The sequence below is a fragment of the Vibrio hepatarius genome, assembly GCF_001274785.1.
Lineage (GTDB): Bacteria > Pseudomonadota > Gammaproteobacteria > Enterobacterales > Vibrionaceae > Vibrio > Vibrio hepatarius.
Genome location: NZ_LHPI01000001.1, coordinates 929,072 through 944,253 on the forward strand (window position 1 = coordinate 929,072; position 15,182 = coordinate 944,253).

Below are 15,182 nucleotides of genomic sequence, written 5' to 3' on the forward strand. Positions count from 1 at the left end.
CATTCGACGTTTTCTTGAGGCGAGAAATTTGGCATCTACCCCGACTCAAACCGAAACATGGTCGCTGAGTCAGGATTCAGTCTCTTAATGGTGCGATCCACCAGCCAGAGACCATGGAGGAGATTCCAATGAATGTTCAATCTTTGCCGATGCTTCGCTATATCGACCATACTGGCGCAGCAGTTGAGCAACTCCCTGCTTGGGCAGACGACAACACGTTAGTAAAGTTTTATCGTGATATGGTGCTCAGCCGTACTTACGATAACAAAGCGGTCGCCCTGCAACGTACCGGTAAGCTTGGTACGTACCCTTCCCATTTAGGCGCGGAAGCGTTTGGTGTTGCCGTCGGGCACGCTATGCATCCAAAAGATGTGTTTATCCCCTACTATCGCGATATGCCAGCGATGTGGGTTCGCGGTATTCCAATGGAAAAGAACCTGCAATATTGGGGCGGCGACGAGCGCGGCAGCGATTTCGCACCAACTGATGGTATCGCATCACGCGATTTACCTTTCTGCGTACCGATCGCCACCCAATGCACACATGCTGTTGGTGTTGCTACCGCACTCAAAATCGAGGGCAACCATCAGGTCGCACTAGTCACTTGTGGTGACGGTGCAACCTCAAAAGGCGACTTTCTTGAATCGATCAACTGTGCAGGTGCATGGAACTTGCCTTTGGTATTCGTCATCAACAACAACCAGTGGGCAATTTCTGTTCCGCGCGCACTGCAATGTGCCGCCGATTTTCTATCCGAGAAAGCCAAAGGAGCAGGAATTCACGGCACTACCGTGGATGGCAATGATGTGGTTGCGGTGCATGACTGCGTTTTGTCGGCACTAGACAGAGCGCGCAAAGGCAAAGGCCCGACACTAATCGAAGCGGTCAGCTATCGCTTAAGTGACCACACTACCGCTGACGATGCCAGTCGCTATCGCAGTGAAGACGAGTTGCAGCAAGCTTGGGAATATGAACCCGTTAAACGCTTAAAAAACTATTTAACGGATAGAGGTCTCTGGTCGAGTCAACAAGATTCAGACTGGCTAGCAGAGTGTAAGCAGCACGTTGAGCAAGCGGTCGATAACTATGTGTCTCTTGCGCCACAAGCACCAGAATCTGCCTTCGATTACCTCTATGAATCTTCACCAGCAGAGCTTAATGCTCAACGCGACGAACTGATCCAAAAAGCAATGCGTATGCAGGGAGGTCACCGTGGCTGAAATAACACTTGTTGAAGCGGTTAACCTCGCGCTCCACCATGAAATGGCTCACGATGAGAATGTAGTGGTACTCGGAGAAGACGTCGGTGACAACGGCGGTGTGTTCCGTGCAACCGTTGGGTTAAAAGAGAAGTTTGGTCTGCGCAGAGTGATTGATTCACCGTTAGCGGAAGCCTTGATTGGCGGCGTTGCGGTCGGCATGGCAACCCAAGGGCTGCGCCCTGTCGCTGAGTTTCAATTCCAAGGGTTTGTCTTCCCGGCGATGGAGCATTTAGTGTGCCATGCAGCCAGAATGCGAAACCGCACGCGAGGACGACTCACCTGTCCTGCCGTATTTCGCGCACCGTTTGGCGGTGGTATTCACGCGCCTGAGCACCACTCTGAAAGCGTCGAAGCCTTATTTGCACATATCCCCGGCTTTAAAGTTGTGGTTCCTTCCTCACCTCAACGCGCTTATGGTTTATTGCTGGCGGCGATCCGCAGTAACGATCCAGTGATGTTTTTTGAACCTAAACGCATCTACCGCACGGTGAAATCCAACGTGGTCGATAACGGCGAAGCGCTACCTCTCGATACCTGTTTCACACTGAGAAAAGGACGCGACATTACTTTGGTCACCTGGGGTGCTTGTGTGGTTGAATCTTTGCAGGCTGCGGAAACCTTATCTGCGCAAGGCATTTCAGTCGAAGTGGTGGATTTAGCTTCTATCAAGCCGATAGATATGAACACCATCATCAAATCACTCGAGAAAACCGGACGATTATTGGTGGTTCACGAAGCCAGCCGTACCTGTGGTGTGGGTGCTGAGATCCTTGCTCGTGTTGCAGAAAGCGCAATGTGTATGTTGAAAGCGCCGCCTAAACGCGTCACCGGAATGGACACGGTAATGCCGTATTACCGCAATGAGGATTACTTCATGATCCAAGAGCAAGACATTATTCAAGCCGCTCGTGAACTAGTGGAGGGTTGGAAATGAAAAACTTCCTATTACCAGATTTAGGTGAAGGCTTAGCCGAATCTGAAATTGTCGAATGGCACGTCAATGTTGGTGATACGGTCGAAACCGACCAAGTGGTACTGACGGTTGAAACTGCAAAAGCCGTGGTGGAAGTGCCCTCACCTTGCAGCGGTAAAGTCGTCAACAGACACGGAGAAGAAGGCGACATCGTCAACATCGGAGCCTTGCTGTTAGAGATTGAAGAGTTGGTCGATGGATCGAGTAAAGCCAAGCCGAAAGAAGCTCAAAAATCCGATGCCGCAACTGTCGTAGGTAACGTATCTCAACACGCTCATCACGTGAATGTCGATGACTTCTGGATCGGAGGCGATAATTCACATGTTGATCAGCGCCCTGTGACCGCAATGCCTTCGGCTCGTTTGTTGGCCAAAAAGCTTGGTGTCAGCATCGAGAAAGTGGAAGGAACGGGTCCAAATGGCCTGATTACCGATAGCGATATCTACCACGAAGCAAGTCGACAACAACCAGGTACTGAGGTACTAAAAGGCGCCAGACGAACCATGGCGGGTGCAATGGCAGAATCACACCGCAATGTGGCGGATGTGACGATTACTGAAGAAGCGAGCTTAGAAAGTTGGTCTGCTAACGAAGATATTTCCGCAAGGCTTATCAAAGCGGTGGTCTACGCGTGCAAGAAAGAACCTGCTCTCAATGCTTGGTTTGACGCAGACACCATGACGCGCTGTGTGCACAGCAAGGTCAACATAGGTATCGCCGTTGATAGCTCTCATGGACTGTATGTCCCAGTGCTGCGTGACGCGGACAACTTCTCAGCAGAAGGGGTTCGTCGCTGGTTGGATGAAACAGTCAAAGGCATTCGCGAACGTAAAATCGCCCGCGAGCAGCTACAACACGCGACCATTACACTGACCAACTTTGGTGCCATCGCGGGGATCTACGCAACACCTGTTGTTTCCCCACCCCAAGTCGCGATTGTCGGCGCGGGTCGAATCATCGAAAAAGTCGTCATGCGCGATGGACAGCCCGTTGCGATCAAAGCGATGCCACTGTCGATTACGTTTGACCACAGAGCCTGTACCGGTGGCGAAGCAGCGCGCTTTACCAAAAAACTGGTGTGGCATTTAGAAAGCCGCTACCAAGACTAGATCAAAGCACTCGATCAAGCCCATAACGCACCATCAGAATACGCTATGGGTTTGATCTGCCTGCTATCGGTGTTCAAGCCGTTATTTAGCCCGAACTCAAACAAACCTCAACACATTAGCCATCTCATAATTAATACTTTTATTTATTCATCACAGTGATTTATAAATATCCAACTGATCGCACTTCAAACATCTGAGAAAGCTCTATTATTGATAAACAACTGTTGGCACATCCAACCCACCGATAAAAATAGAGAACAAGACTCGATGGAACGTCGCTATAAAGCTTTGCCTATTCACATACATCTATCCACCGTTATCATTTTGGTCGTCGTTATTGTCTCTGGCGTGCAGATTTATCTCTCCAACAACGGCTTAAACACACTAATCAAAGATGCTAACGACAAACTATTTAGCCGTGTCGCGTCAGAAACGCGCTATAAGTTGGATTCTTACTATCACTCTGCTTTTCTGGCGTTAGGGACATTTGCGAAAAGCCAAGTCGCTCACTCCAACGTTGCACAAGAAAGAGAGTTAGCGTTGGCTGGGATTGTTCATCTGCTTGACGAACATCCGCATGTATCGTCGTTTTCATTCTATTATCCCAACGGCGATTTCTACTCTGTAATGCAAGTTAAGAGCGATAAAGTCAGGCAGTTTTTTGGCATTGATGAACGCACGCGTTATATCGAAACCCACGAGATCAACGAAATCACCACCATCACTGGACTGGATTCGTCACTCAATAAAGTCGACGAATTTGAGCTGGATAAAAAGTTATTAGTACAGCATCACGATGACTTTGCCGATGCAAAACTGGACGCCAATATTATCTCTGTGCCGTTTGTACTTCCGGCTTTAAAAGAGCTAGGGTTGACCGCTTATAGAAAGAATTCATTTGGTACGATCATCTCGATTAATGTCTCTCTCAAAGATTTGGAAAAGACGCTTGCCAGTACCTTAACGGCGCCATCTTCGATTCGAGCCCTGTACACCGACTCTGGTAGTATCTACGCCGCCAGTGACCGTGATTTACTCGACACCGAGACCAATGGCCGCGCAATGAAAGTGGCGGATTTGTCTCAATCCGTTTTGTCATATGCAATCGGCCAGCATCAGCGTATCAATACGATTGAAACGTTCAACTTCAACGGCGAACAGTGGTTTGGAAAAGTCGTTCCGCTTGCGCCGCATAACAACGAACCCATTAACCTACTGATGGCAACTAAAGCGGCAGACTTGTTTGATTCTGGCGTGGTGATCAAACAACAAACGCTTTACGGCTCGCTGCTCGTTTTACTGATAACACTGCCATTTATCTATGGCGTGTCGCGTTACGTTGCTCAGCCAATCAGACGAGCGACTCAAAAAGCGCAAGACATCGAGCGCTTCCGCTTCTCATTTGAGCCACAGAAACCAAGCTACATTAAAGAGATTCAAGAGCTAACCGAAGCTCAAGCGAGCACGCAACTAACGATTAAGCAGTTTATTTCGCTAACCAACAACATAGCGCGCAAAGAGAATGTCGATGACATTTTGAGTCTGGTTTGCCAAGACATCGCGAAGGCGGTCAACGCTCAAGGGGCGTTTTTGTACTTACTCGATGAGGAAACAAATTGCGCGATCCCTAAATGTCTTTGGTGGGAAGAAGAGAATGACGACAGCTCAAATGAAATCTTCCAACAGCCGATTCCATTGACCAGTCAATCTCCGTTTGTACAGCGCGTCTTCGTACAGAAAGAAGCGCACATATTTAAACTTAGCGACATTGCCTTCTTTGCTTCCACTCAAGTGGCCAATCAAGACGCTCAGTTTATCTGTTATCCACTGATTGACCGAACTGGTGACGTAATTGGTTCATTTGCCGTGATGTACCATCAAGGCGATGTACAGAAGCTGCACGACAAGTATGCACACTATTTGAAAACGCTATTGGGCTTTACGTCGGTGACGATTGAAACACTCAATATGTACGACGCGCAAAAAGCGTTGCTTGAGTCCTTTATCCAAGTGTTTGCAGGATCTTTGGATAAGAAGTCTCCGTACACGGGTCACCACTGCCAACGAGTACCCGTGATTACCGAGTGGTTAACCCAAGCGGCAGATGAATCAAAACTTGCTCCGTTCAACGACTTTTCATTAAACACTAAAGAGTGGGAAGAGTTACGAATCGCAAGCTGGTTGCATGACTGCGGTAAAATAACTACACCAGAACACATCGTCGATAAAGCGACAAAACTGGAGTGCATTTACAACCGTATCCACGAAATTCGCATGCGTTTTGAAGTGCTCAAACGCGATAAACGTTTAGAGTCTTACGCTGAAGCCTTTGGTGAACTGCCAAATGAAGCAGAACAAAAGCTTTCGCACGTTCTAACGCAAATAGACGAGGATTTTCAGTTTATTGCAGAACTTAACGTCGGTGGCGAGTTTGTCAGTGACGACGACCTTGAGCGTTTAAATACTATCGCTAAAAGCAACTGGACGAGAACTCTGTCCAAACGCTCAGGAACAGCCTGGGTAGAACAACAACGTTTCTCTGGTGAGGAAATCACACCTCAAGAGGAAAGCTTGCTCGCTGATTTGCCGGAACACATCGTGCCGTGGGAAACCAATCCGCCTATAGACGAACGCTTTTCGATGAAACCACCGCAATATCAAGCCAACTTAGGTGAGCTCTACAATCTATCGATTCGTCGCGGTACGTTAACCGATGAAGACAGATTCATCATTAATGACCATATTATTCAGACGATTAGAATCTTAGAGTCGTTACCTTTCCCACAACATTTGAAAGATGTGGCACGAATTGCCGGCGGACACCACGAGAAAATCGATGGTACTGGCTACCCTATGGGACTCAAGGGAGAAGATATGCCGCTCACCGCCAAAATCATCGCGGTTGCGGATGTATTTGAAGCCTTGACCAGTACAGACCGCCCTTACAAGAAAGCTAAGACACTCAAGGAAGCAATCAAAATCATGAGCTTCATGGCCAAAGAAGGCCACCTTGATCAAGATGTATTCGAGCTGTTCTTAACCTCAGGTGTTTACCAACGATTCGCCGAAAGCTACATGCTGCCTGAGCAGTTGGATGAGGTCGACGTCTCTTCGTATGTCGCTTAACGAGAAAATGTTGGTTAAGTAGAAAACAGCCCCGCTCAATACACAGCAGTGTTAAGCGGGGCTGTTTTCATTCAGTCACGAGTCAGACAGAGTCGATTAGCTCAGGCAAGATCTCAAACAAATCACCAACCAGACCGTAATCCGCAACTTCAAAGATTGGGGCATCTGGGTCACTGTTTATGGCGACGATCACTTTAGACTCTTTCATCCCGGCAATGTGCTGAATGGCGCCTGAAATCCCAACCGCGATATACAGGTCAGGCGCAACCACTTTACCCGTTTGTCCGACTTGCAGATCGTTTGATACATAACCCGCATCGACCGCTGCCCGCGAAGCACCAATCGCGCCACCTAACTTGTCAGCGAGTTGTTCCACTAATTGAAACTGTTCTTTGCTGCCTAGCCCGCGTCCGCCCGATACCACAACACGAGCCGCGGCAAGTTCTGGTCTTTCAGAGACCGTAACTTTACGCTCCATAAACTCGGTATTCGACGCGTGAACTTCCGCAGGCACTTCGATAATCGGCACATCTCGATTGCCATTTGGTTGGGCTTTATCAAACGCCGATTCGCGCACAGTGATGACTTTTATTGCGTCATGGGATTGTACTTTTGCCAATGCGTTACCGGCATAGATTGGTCTGATGACCGTATCAGCGGAGACAAACTCAATCACATCGGACAATTGCCCTACATCGAGCAGCGCCGCCACTCTTGGCATTAAGTCTTTACCAAAGGTGCTCGCAACCGCCAACACGTGTGAATAGCCACTGGCAAGGTTGACGATCTCAGGAGCAATCGCTTCGCTCAACACGTTGGCATAATTGCTGTGTTCTGCGACGAGTATTTGATCCACCATTCCATATTCATTCGCTTGCTTCGAAACGCCCTGACAGTTTTCACCGATGATCAAGAGATCAATCGAGCAATCCTGATTCAATTCTGCTAATTGCTCAGCGGCTGTGAGCGTTGCCAACGTTCCCGAGCTAAGTTGAGAGCCATTGTGCTGAGCAACTACCAAAATTTTTGCGCTAGATTCACTCATGTACACCTCCCTTTACTCAATCACTTTTGCTTCGTTACGCAGTTTGTCCACCAATTCGGCAACACTTGTCACTATTTGTCCTGCTTGGCGAGCTTTTGGCGGCATCACTTCTAGCGTGACTTGTGACGACGACAGCTCGACCCCTAACTGCTCTGGCGTGAGTTGCTCCATCGGTTTGCTTTTGGCTTTCATGATATTGGGCAATGATGCGTATCTTGGCTCATTCAAGCGCAAATCAACACTAATCACTGCTGGTAACGACAATCTAAGCCGCTCAAGGCCACCATCGATCTCTCGTTCGACCTCTATCTTGTTACCCTCAATATGGATTTCAGAAGCAAATGTCGCCTGCGGCAATCCTGTAATAGCAGCGAGCATTTGAGCCACCTGATTGTTATCGCTGTCGATTGATTGTTTGCCGAGTAAAACCAACCTCGGTTGCTCTTTTTCGACTATCGCTTTAAGCAACTTAGCAACGCTCAGCGGCTGGCATTCAGTATCCGTCTCAATATGAATCGCTCTATCAGCGCCAAGCGCTAACGCCGATCTTAGTTGCTCTTGGCAAGAAGATTCGCCCATCGAAACGACGATCACCTCTTCTGCTAGCCCTGATTCTTTGAGTCGTATTGCTTCTTCTACGGCTATTTCGCAAAACGGGTTAATGGTCATTTTGACGTTTGCTGTTTCTACGCCAGTGCCATCTGTTTTGACTCGAACTTTGCTGTATGGGTCGATAACACGCTTAATCGCTACTAGAACTTTCACGTAACCTCCTGCCGATGTGCCAAGTTATTTTGAGCTTAGTAAAGTTTACGTTTACGTCAACTGGACTATATTTAACTAAGTACAACGAGCACGAACTGGAAATCAGGTTGGGTTGGAGTATGGAAAGAGAATCAATGGAGTTTGATGTTGTCGTCGTTGGCGCAGGGCCAGCGGGACTCTCAACGGCCTGCAAACTTGCCCAACTGAGCCAACAAAACAAACGAGATCTCAGTATTTGTGTGGTTGAAAAAGGCGAGCAAGTCGGTGCTCATATTCTATCCGGCGCGGTGTTTGACCCAATTGCGCTTGATGAGCTGTTTCCTCAATGGCGAGAAAATCCTCCGCAGATGACGCCTGTTAACAAAGACGAGATGTTGCTGCTTTCTACCCAATCCAATCACGTCCGTATACCTCAAGCATTCGTGCCTAAAAGTCTACGCGTCGGACACGAGCAATACGTTCTCAGTTTAGGCAACTTATGTATGTGGTTAGCCGAGCAAGCTAGCCAGTTAGGCGTTGAAGTGTTTCCCGGCTTTGCCGCGAGAAGCCTCATTAGCGATGAACAAGGCAAAATCGCTGGCGTCGTAACCTCAGACATGGGGTTAGATAAAGATGGCCAGCCGAAAAGCAACTTCCAAGCAGGCATTGAGCTTAGAGCCAAATACACCGTATTTGCTGAGGGCGCGCGCGGTCACCTTGGGCGAGAGTTGTTCAAACTCTTCAAGCTCAGTAAAGGCAAAGCGGCACAACATTACGCCATTGGACTTAAGGAGTTATGGCAACTGCCAGAAGGCGATAAACGCTATCAACCTGGCTTAGTGATCCACGGTTTTGGTTGGCCGTTAAGCGACTCGGAGAGCAACGGCGGCAGTTTTCTTTACCATCTCGACAATCATCAAGTGGCTGTAGGTTTAATTGTCGACCTCAACTACGCCAATCCTTATCTGAATCCTTTCGAAGAATTTCAGCGCCTGAAGCATCACCCAGCGATATCAAAATACCTACTAGGCGCAGAGCGTGTTTGCTTTGGTGCTCGCGCGTTAACCAAAGGCGGCTTATTTGCTCTGCCTAAACAGCAGTTTCCCGGAGGCTTACTGATTGGTTGTGACGCTGGGACACTGAATAGCGCCAAGATCAAAGGTAGTCATACCGCGATGAAATCCGGCTTGTTAGCGGCAGAGGCGGTATTTGCAGAACTGACCTCTCACTCACCGGCTGATGAGCCAGATTATCAGTCTCGATTTGAATCGTCTTGGCTGTATGACGAGTTAAACCAAGCGCGCAACTTTACAGGTGCTATCCACAATTACGGCAGCTTGCTCGGAGGAGCTATCGCGACCTTGGAATACAATATTTGGCCATACTTGAGCAAAAAACCTGTGCCATGGAATATTGTCGATCCTCAAGCCGACTACTTATGTATGAAAGAGAAAAGCGGCTGCACAAAAATCGAGTACCCGAAACCAGATAAGATCTTGAGCTTCGATAAACCGTCTTCTGTGTATTTATCAGGCACAAAACACGAAGAAAACCAACCAAATCACTTGCTGATTTCGAGCCTAAGAATCGCGCTCAACAACCATATTCCAATGTTTGACGGACCAAGCCAGAGGTTTTGCCCCGCAGGTGTGTATGAAATACTGGAATGCGAAGGCGGACATCGTCTACAGATCAATTCTGCCAACTGCTTACACTGTAAAACGTGCGATATTAAAGACCCGTCTCTCAACATCACTTGGGTTCCGCCTGAAGGTGGCGGCGGGCCTAACTATCGTAATATGTAATCGCGATTTATCGGTGTAAGTCACAATTAAACTGCATGGGCACAGATGCTATTCTTACCATCGAGTTTCGCTTTGTACATCGCGACGTCGGCGTGTTTAATGATCTCGTCGTACTCCAAACCATGCTCCGGAATGAACGCAATACCTGCACTACCCGTAAGATCGACCTCAGCGCCGCCCGGTAAACTGTATGTCGTAAATACCTCATCAAAGAGCAGTTGAACTTGTCTGTAGACGTCTTCTTTGCTGCGAATGTTTTTAAACAATATGGCAAATTCATCACCACCTAACCTAGCCGGGATAATATCAGGCAGCTCATCGTAATATTCGAGCAAGCATACCTCTTTGCTTTCGATGTCAAAGTGACGGCTCAAGTGAACCGCAAACTGAGACAACAACTCATCACCGATTTTGTGCCCATAAGTGTCGTTGACCAACTTAAAGTCATCGAGGTCAATAAACACCAATGCCCCAGTAAGATCCGACTCTTCAGCCTTGCCTAACCATTGTTCTGAAAGTAGTTGGAAATAACGCCTGTTGGGTAGCTCAGTCACCACATCGAAATACGCTAGCTTAGAGATCTCGCTCTTATTGCTCTCGATCTTTTCCATCATTGAGGAGAACGAGTTTTTGATTTCGCGAATTTCTTTTGGCATCACACGCGACGTTTTAAAGTCTACGTCCACCGCTTGTTTGCCGTTTTCAATACGCCTAATTGTTGCCAACAGGCTTTCCAGCGGTTTAATTAAGCTAAATGAAATCGGAATCGTTATGAGCAGTGCCAACGCTACACCTAAAAACATCACCATAATTGCGGTTTCATCAATGTGCTCGGCTTTAACTCTTAGCTCCTCTAGCGGCTGTGGCACCATTACGCCCCAACCAGCATTCGGAACAAATGTGTAACCAGCAATCATGTCACCTTTTAATGCCGGTGAATAAAACTCTTCGACACCTGTTTTTCCGGCAAGCATTTTTTGCACCGTACTCACTGCCGATATGTTTTTGCGCGCTTCTATCCAAGAGCTTAGAGGGTGCGCGAGAACATTACCCGCTTGATCGACGATCGCGGCATGACCTTTTTCTCCAAATGAAACCCTTCTCCCCATATCGACGATGTACTGCGTAGATAAGTAGCCTAGTAAGTAATGGTCGGAATACTTTTGCACCACGAGTAGGATTGGCGTGTTGGAATAACTTTTATCTACGGTCACGGTAGAGAGTGTGACGTTATCGCTATTAGATGTATCCACCATCAAGCGAAAAATATCGCTATCAAGCTGCTGCGGGCAGGACTTCTGCTTATAAAACAAACAACCGGTTAGCTTGCCATCATTGTTAAATTTGGCCACCATGCTAAAGTCGTAGCTAGCTAAAAGCTGCTTGAAGTTCTTCGAATTCAACTGGCTCTCAGACTCTGAATCTATGATGGTAAAAATGCCCGTCACGTCTTGGTAATAACGCTCAAACGTAGCTGAGAGATTTTGCGCGATAACTAAGTGTCGCTGCCGAACATCCCTCACCTCAGATTCTAATGCTTTGGAATAAGGCCAAGCCCAGAAAAGAGCCAAAGGGATCACGGTTAATAAACAACATGTGATAACAAACAGATGTCTAAGCTTCATATCTACAACTCTTTCTATTCCAATGAAGGTTCAGCACATTAGACACTAAACGCTGAGCACGATTTCCTATACGCTCGTCAGTTATCCCGACAAAGCACTCTTAGCCAGAGTGACGTAGATTTATGAGGTACTAATACTAAGGTTAGTTTTATTACAACCTCTCGCCAGTATTCACGAAACATAAATTTGTTCTGTGATGTGAGTTTACAAAAATACCAATCCTTTCGACACATTTATCAACTAATTGCTTCTGCACGCTGTAGATGACATCAAAGAGTGTCAACTTGAGTCCATTTTCGGCTCCAAACACGACCAAAGTGCAATACGTCATTCGCTTAAATTACACCTATCATATGCACTCGATTGAGTTTAAACCCCATGTTTTTCCAGTCGTTGTAAACACTCCATTAACAAACGTAAATAAATTTCGGCAGTTATTGAAAAAGAGATTCCAATCACATTTAGATTGGTTATAATTCGCGCCCATTGCGATTTATGTTGATAAACGCAAACTTAATTTGAATGTATTGACTATTAACCAACCCTCATATTAGAGGGTAACTGGGAACAAAAATGAGCAAGATTGATAAAGCGATGCGCATCCTTCTAGCAGGATTCTGTATCAACCTTTGTCTTGGCATCCTGTATGCTTGGAGCGTGTTTAACAAAGCACTAGTAACTGAATCTGGCTGGAGCGCAGCTGAAGCATCAGCGCCTTACGCGACTGCAACTATCACATTCTCAATCTGTCTTCTTGTTGCAGGTATCCTACAAGACCGTATGGGTCCACGTATGATCCTAATTCTAGGTACTGTACTAACAGGCCTAGGCATGATCGCATCTGGCTTTGTTGATACTCCACTAATGCTAAACATCACGTTTGGTGTGATCACTGGTGCAGGTATCGGTTTTGGTTACGCATGTCTTTCTCCATCAGCGATGAAATGGTTCCACCCTTCGAAGAAAGGTATGGTTAACGGTCTAATCGCAGCAGGCTTTGGTCTTGCCGCTATTTACCTAGCGCCAGTGACTTCTGCGCTAATCGATAGCATGGGTATCCAGACCAGCTTTATGGTTCTTGGTGTTGGTATTCTTGCCATCGCAGTGCCTCTGGCAGCAACCATCAGCAACCCACCAGCGGGCTATACACCAGCAGAACCTAAAGTGAAAGCAGGTCAAGCGCCTAAAGCAGTCAAGACTTCTGAAGATCTAAGCTGGAAAGCGATGCTTAAAACGCCTCAGTTTTACTCACTATGGATCATGTACGCACTGGCGGCGTCGGTTGGTCTCATGATCATCGGTAACATCACGACAATCGCAAGTGTACAAGCGAACCTACCAAACGCAGTATACTTAGCGTCTATCCTAGCGGTATTCAACTCTGGCGGTCGTGTTGCAGCGGGTATGCTAGCTGACAAGATCGGCGGCGTGCGCACTCTGCTTCTTGCATTTGTACTGCAAGGCGCAAACATGGTGCTTTTCGCAACGTTCGACACAGAGTTTACGCTAATCATCGGTACTGCAATTGCAGCGATTGGTTACGGTACACTTCTAGCTGTATTCCCGACTCTAACAGCAGAGTTCTACGGTCTTAAGAACTACGGCACAAACTACGGCGTGCTATACACGGCTTGGGGTATCGGCGGTGCAATCGGTGCAGCAGTTGTTGGTTTCTCAATGACAAACGGCAGCGGCTACACACTAGCGTACACGGTATCTGCAGTAATGATGGCAGTATGTATCGCGCTAGCTATCATCACTAAGCCAGTATCTGAAGCGAAAATCGCTCAGTTGAAAGCGGCGTAATTAGTTGAATTACTGATTAAAAGGCTTACCTTATTGGTAGGCCTTTTTTGTTTCTGACGTTTATGGATAACCCGATTACACTCGCCCCTGACTACTATCTCGACAACTTCTTTAAGTTGATTGAACACGCACAAACTTGGTACGCCGATTTACTCACTCCCTCGGAGCATCAATGGCTGGCGAAGTTTGCTCAGCTAGATAAACAAAGCCAATGTTTGCTCGTTCGCTTTTATAGCCGACGCGGTGAGTGGTTCCGTCGCGATAAGCTGAGTTATAACGAGATTCCGAATATTGACCAATGCCTGAAAAGGTTGGCGAAGTGTGGCTTTATCTTACTCAATCCCCCTTTATCTGGTCAGCAATTGGCGACTCACCTACTCACCAAACCTGAAATTTTGTCGCTCTACCCGAGCTTGGCAAAGGCGTTGAAGAAAGAGCAGTTAATTGCATCGATACCCGCCGAAGAAATCGTAAAGCCAACGTTGCTCAACTTTGATGTGATTCAACTTGAATCCGCGCATATGATTGAGCTTTTGCTCACGCTATTCTTCGCCAATACCCACCAGGATTTGAGTCAGTTCGTTCTGGATGACCTTGGCTTGCATCAATTTGAAAAGTATCAACTGAGCAAAGAGCGACGCTTTTTCGACTGCCGTGAGCAAATCGAACAACTGCTTCAATTGAGCCAGATTACGCAGCTGTACAGTGACGCCGACCGAAAGCAAATGGCGGCGTTAGAGCAGTGTTATCAGCTGATTCCAGCAGCCATCGAACACAACTATATCGAGCGTAAACGTCAGCACCTGATTAACGACATTGCCCGCAACTTCGAACGAATCGGCGAGTACGATCGTGCGCTGGAACTGTTTAAAACCACGCATTTGCCTCCAACGCGTGAACGCCAAGCTCGTATCTTAGACAAGTTAGATCATGATGAAGCGTTTAGTGACATTGTCACGGAAATGTTGACTCATCCGGTCGATTTAGCGGAATACGAAGTCGCCACAAAGCTAGAACAGCGAGTAAGACGAAAGCGAGGAGAAAAGGTTGCACGCATAACCAAGCCGAAGTGCCATGAATATCGACTCGACCTCGACCTCTCCACACAGCGGGTAGAATTAGCCGCCAAGGACTATTTTGAACAGCAAGGCTGGCAGGTATTTTACGCCGAGAATAGTTTCCTCAATGGATTGTTTGGCTTAGCCTTTTGGGATGTCATCTTTGCCCCAGTTGAGGGTGCCTTCCTTAACGCATACCAATACAAACCGCTCGATTTATACCATTCAGATTTTCAAGAAAAGCGACAAGACGTGATTAACTTCGTCTTTGCACAGATGGAAAACGAAGGATTAGCGCACCTTAAAACCCGTTACCGTGAAAAATTCAACACCAGCAATCCATTTGTCCACTGGGCAGGGTTTGAGTTTGATTTACTCGAAGCTGCTTTGGAAACGATTCCTGTACCGACTTTGAGCGAGCTATTCAAAGTACAACTGAGCGGTTTAGCAATTTATCGCAACGGTATGCCTGACTTAATCGCTTTCAAAGAGGATCAATATCGCTGGATTGAAGTCAAAGGACCGGGAGATAAGTTGCAAGACAATCAATGGCGATGGATTCGCGAGTTTGAACGCTTGAATCAACCTTTTTCCGTCTGTTACGTAAACCAATAGCGACAAATCTGAAT

At 47.2% G+C, this 15,182-nt stretch carries 10 protein-coding genes; 7 read left to right on the forward strand and 3 right to left on the reverse strand.

What is annotated here, in order from left to right; genetic code table 11:
* Positions 1-128 precede the first annotated feature (128 nt).
* The 4 genes from pdhA (at position 129) to AKJ31_RS04225 (ending at position 6,470) form a co-directional block, all read left to right on the forward strand.
* Positions 129-1,220 (forward strand): pyruvate dehydrogenase (acetyl-transferring) E1 component subunit alpha, encoded by a 1,092-nt coding sequence (gene pdhA, locus AKJ31_RS04210; RefSeq protein ID WP_053407823.1) that lies wholly within the window; start codon positions 129-131, stop codon positions 1,218-1,220.
* The gene (locus tag AKJ31_RS04215; RefSeq protein ID WP_053407824.1) at positions 1,213-2,196 is read left to right on the forward strand and encodes an alpha-ketoacid dehydrogenase subunit beta; all 984 of its coding nucleotides are present in this window, start codon (positions 1,213-1,215) and stop codon (positions 2,194-2,196) included. Before pdhA ends, AKJ31_RS04215 begins: the two co-directional genes overlap by 8 nt.
* Positions 2,193-3,344, forward strand: a complete 1,152-nt coding sequence (locus tag AKJ31_RS04220) for a dihydrolipoamide acetyltransferase family protein (RefSeq protein WP_053407825.1) — start codon at positions 2,193-2,195, stop codon at positions 3,342-3,344. The genes AKJ31_RS04215 and AKJ31_RS04220 overlap by 4 nt, the downstream gene beginning before the upstream one ends.
* 267 nt (positions 3,345-3,611) lie before the next feature.
* On the forward strand, positions 3,612-6,470 hold the full coding sequence (locus AKJ31_RS04225; protein WP_053407826.1) for an HD domain-containing phosphohydrolase: 2,859 nt from the start codon (positions 3,612-3,614) through the stop codon (positions 6,468-6,470).
* An 82-nt stretch (positions 6,471-6,552) separates the two neighbouring features.
* On the opposite strand, the gene AKJ31_RS04230 is transcribed toward AKJ31_RS04225, so the two are convergent.
* Together AKJ31_RS04230 and AKJ31_RS04235 are read right to left on the reverse strand one after the other, a co-directional pair.
* Entirely contained in the window at positions 6,553-7,515 is a 963-nt protein-coding gene (locus AKJ31_RS04230; protein WP_053407827.1) for an electron transfer flavoprotein subunit alpha/FixB family protein, read from the reverse strand.
* A gap of 12 nt (positions 7,516-7,527) precedes the next feature.
* Positions 7,528-8,280, reverse strand: a complete 753-nt coding sequence (locus AKJ31_RS04235) for an electron transfer flavoprotein subunit beta/FixA family protein (protein ID WP_053407828.1) — start codon at positions 8,278-8,280, stop codon at positions 7,528-7,530.
* 119 nt (positions 8,281-8,399) lie between these two features.
* Between AKJ31_RS04235 and AKJ31_RS04240 the strand changes: the two genes are divergently transcribed.
* Positions 8,400-10,064 carry an electron transfer flavoprotein-ubiquinone oxidoreductase gene (locus AKJ31_RS04240; RefSeq protein WP_053407829.1) on the forward strand — a complete coding sequence of 555 codons (1,665 nt, stop codon included), beginning with the start codon at positions 8,400-8,402 and terminating at the stop codon, positions 10,062-10,064.
* A gap of 26 nt (positions 10,065-10,090) precedes the next feature.
* Here the strand turns inward: AKJ31_RS04240 and AKJ31_RS04245 are convergent, their stop codons facing one another.
* Complete coding sequence (locus AKJ31_RS04245; RefSeq protein WP_053407830.1) at positions 10,091-11,689, reverse strand: diguanylate cyclase domain-containing protein; 1,599 nt, start codon at positions 11,687-11,689, stop codon at positions 10,091-10,093.
* Between the two features lie 573 nt (positions 11,690-12,262).
* Between AKJ31_RS04245 and AKJ31_RS04250 the strand changes: the two genes are divergently transcribed.
* Both AKJ31_RS04250 and AKJ31_RS04255 read left to right on the forward strand, forming a co-directional pair.
* Entirely contained in the window at positions 12,263-13,495 is a 1,233-nt protein-coding gene (locus AKJ31_RS04250; RefSeq protein WP_053407831.1) for an L-lactate MFS transporter, read from the forward strand.
* A gap of 62 nt (positions 13,496-13,557) precedes the next feature.
* Positions 13,558-15,168 carry a VRR-NUC domain-containing protein gene (locus AKJ31_RS04255; protein ID WP_053407832.1) on the forward strand — a complete coding sequence of 537 codons (1,611 nt, stop codon included), beginning with the start codon at positions 13,558-13,560 and terminating at the stop codon, positions 15,166-15,168.
* Positions 15,169-15,182 lie beyond the last annotated feature (14 nt).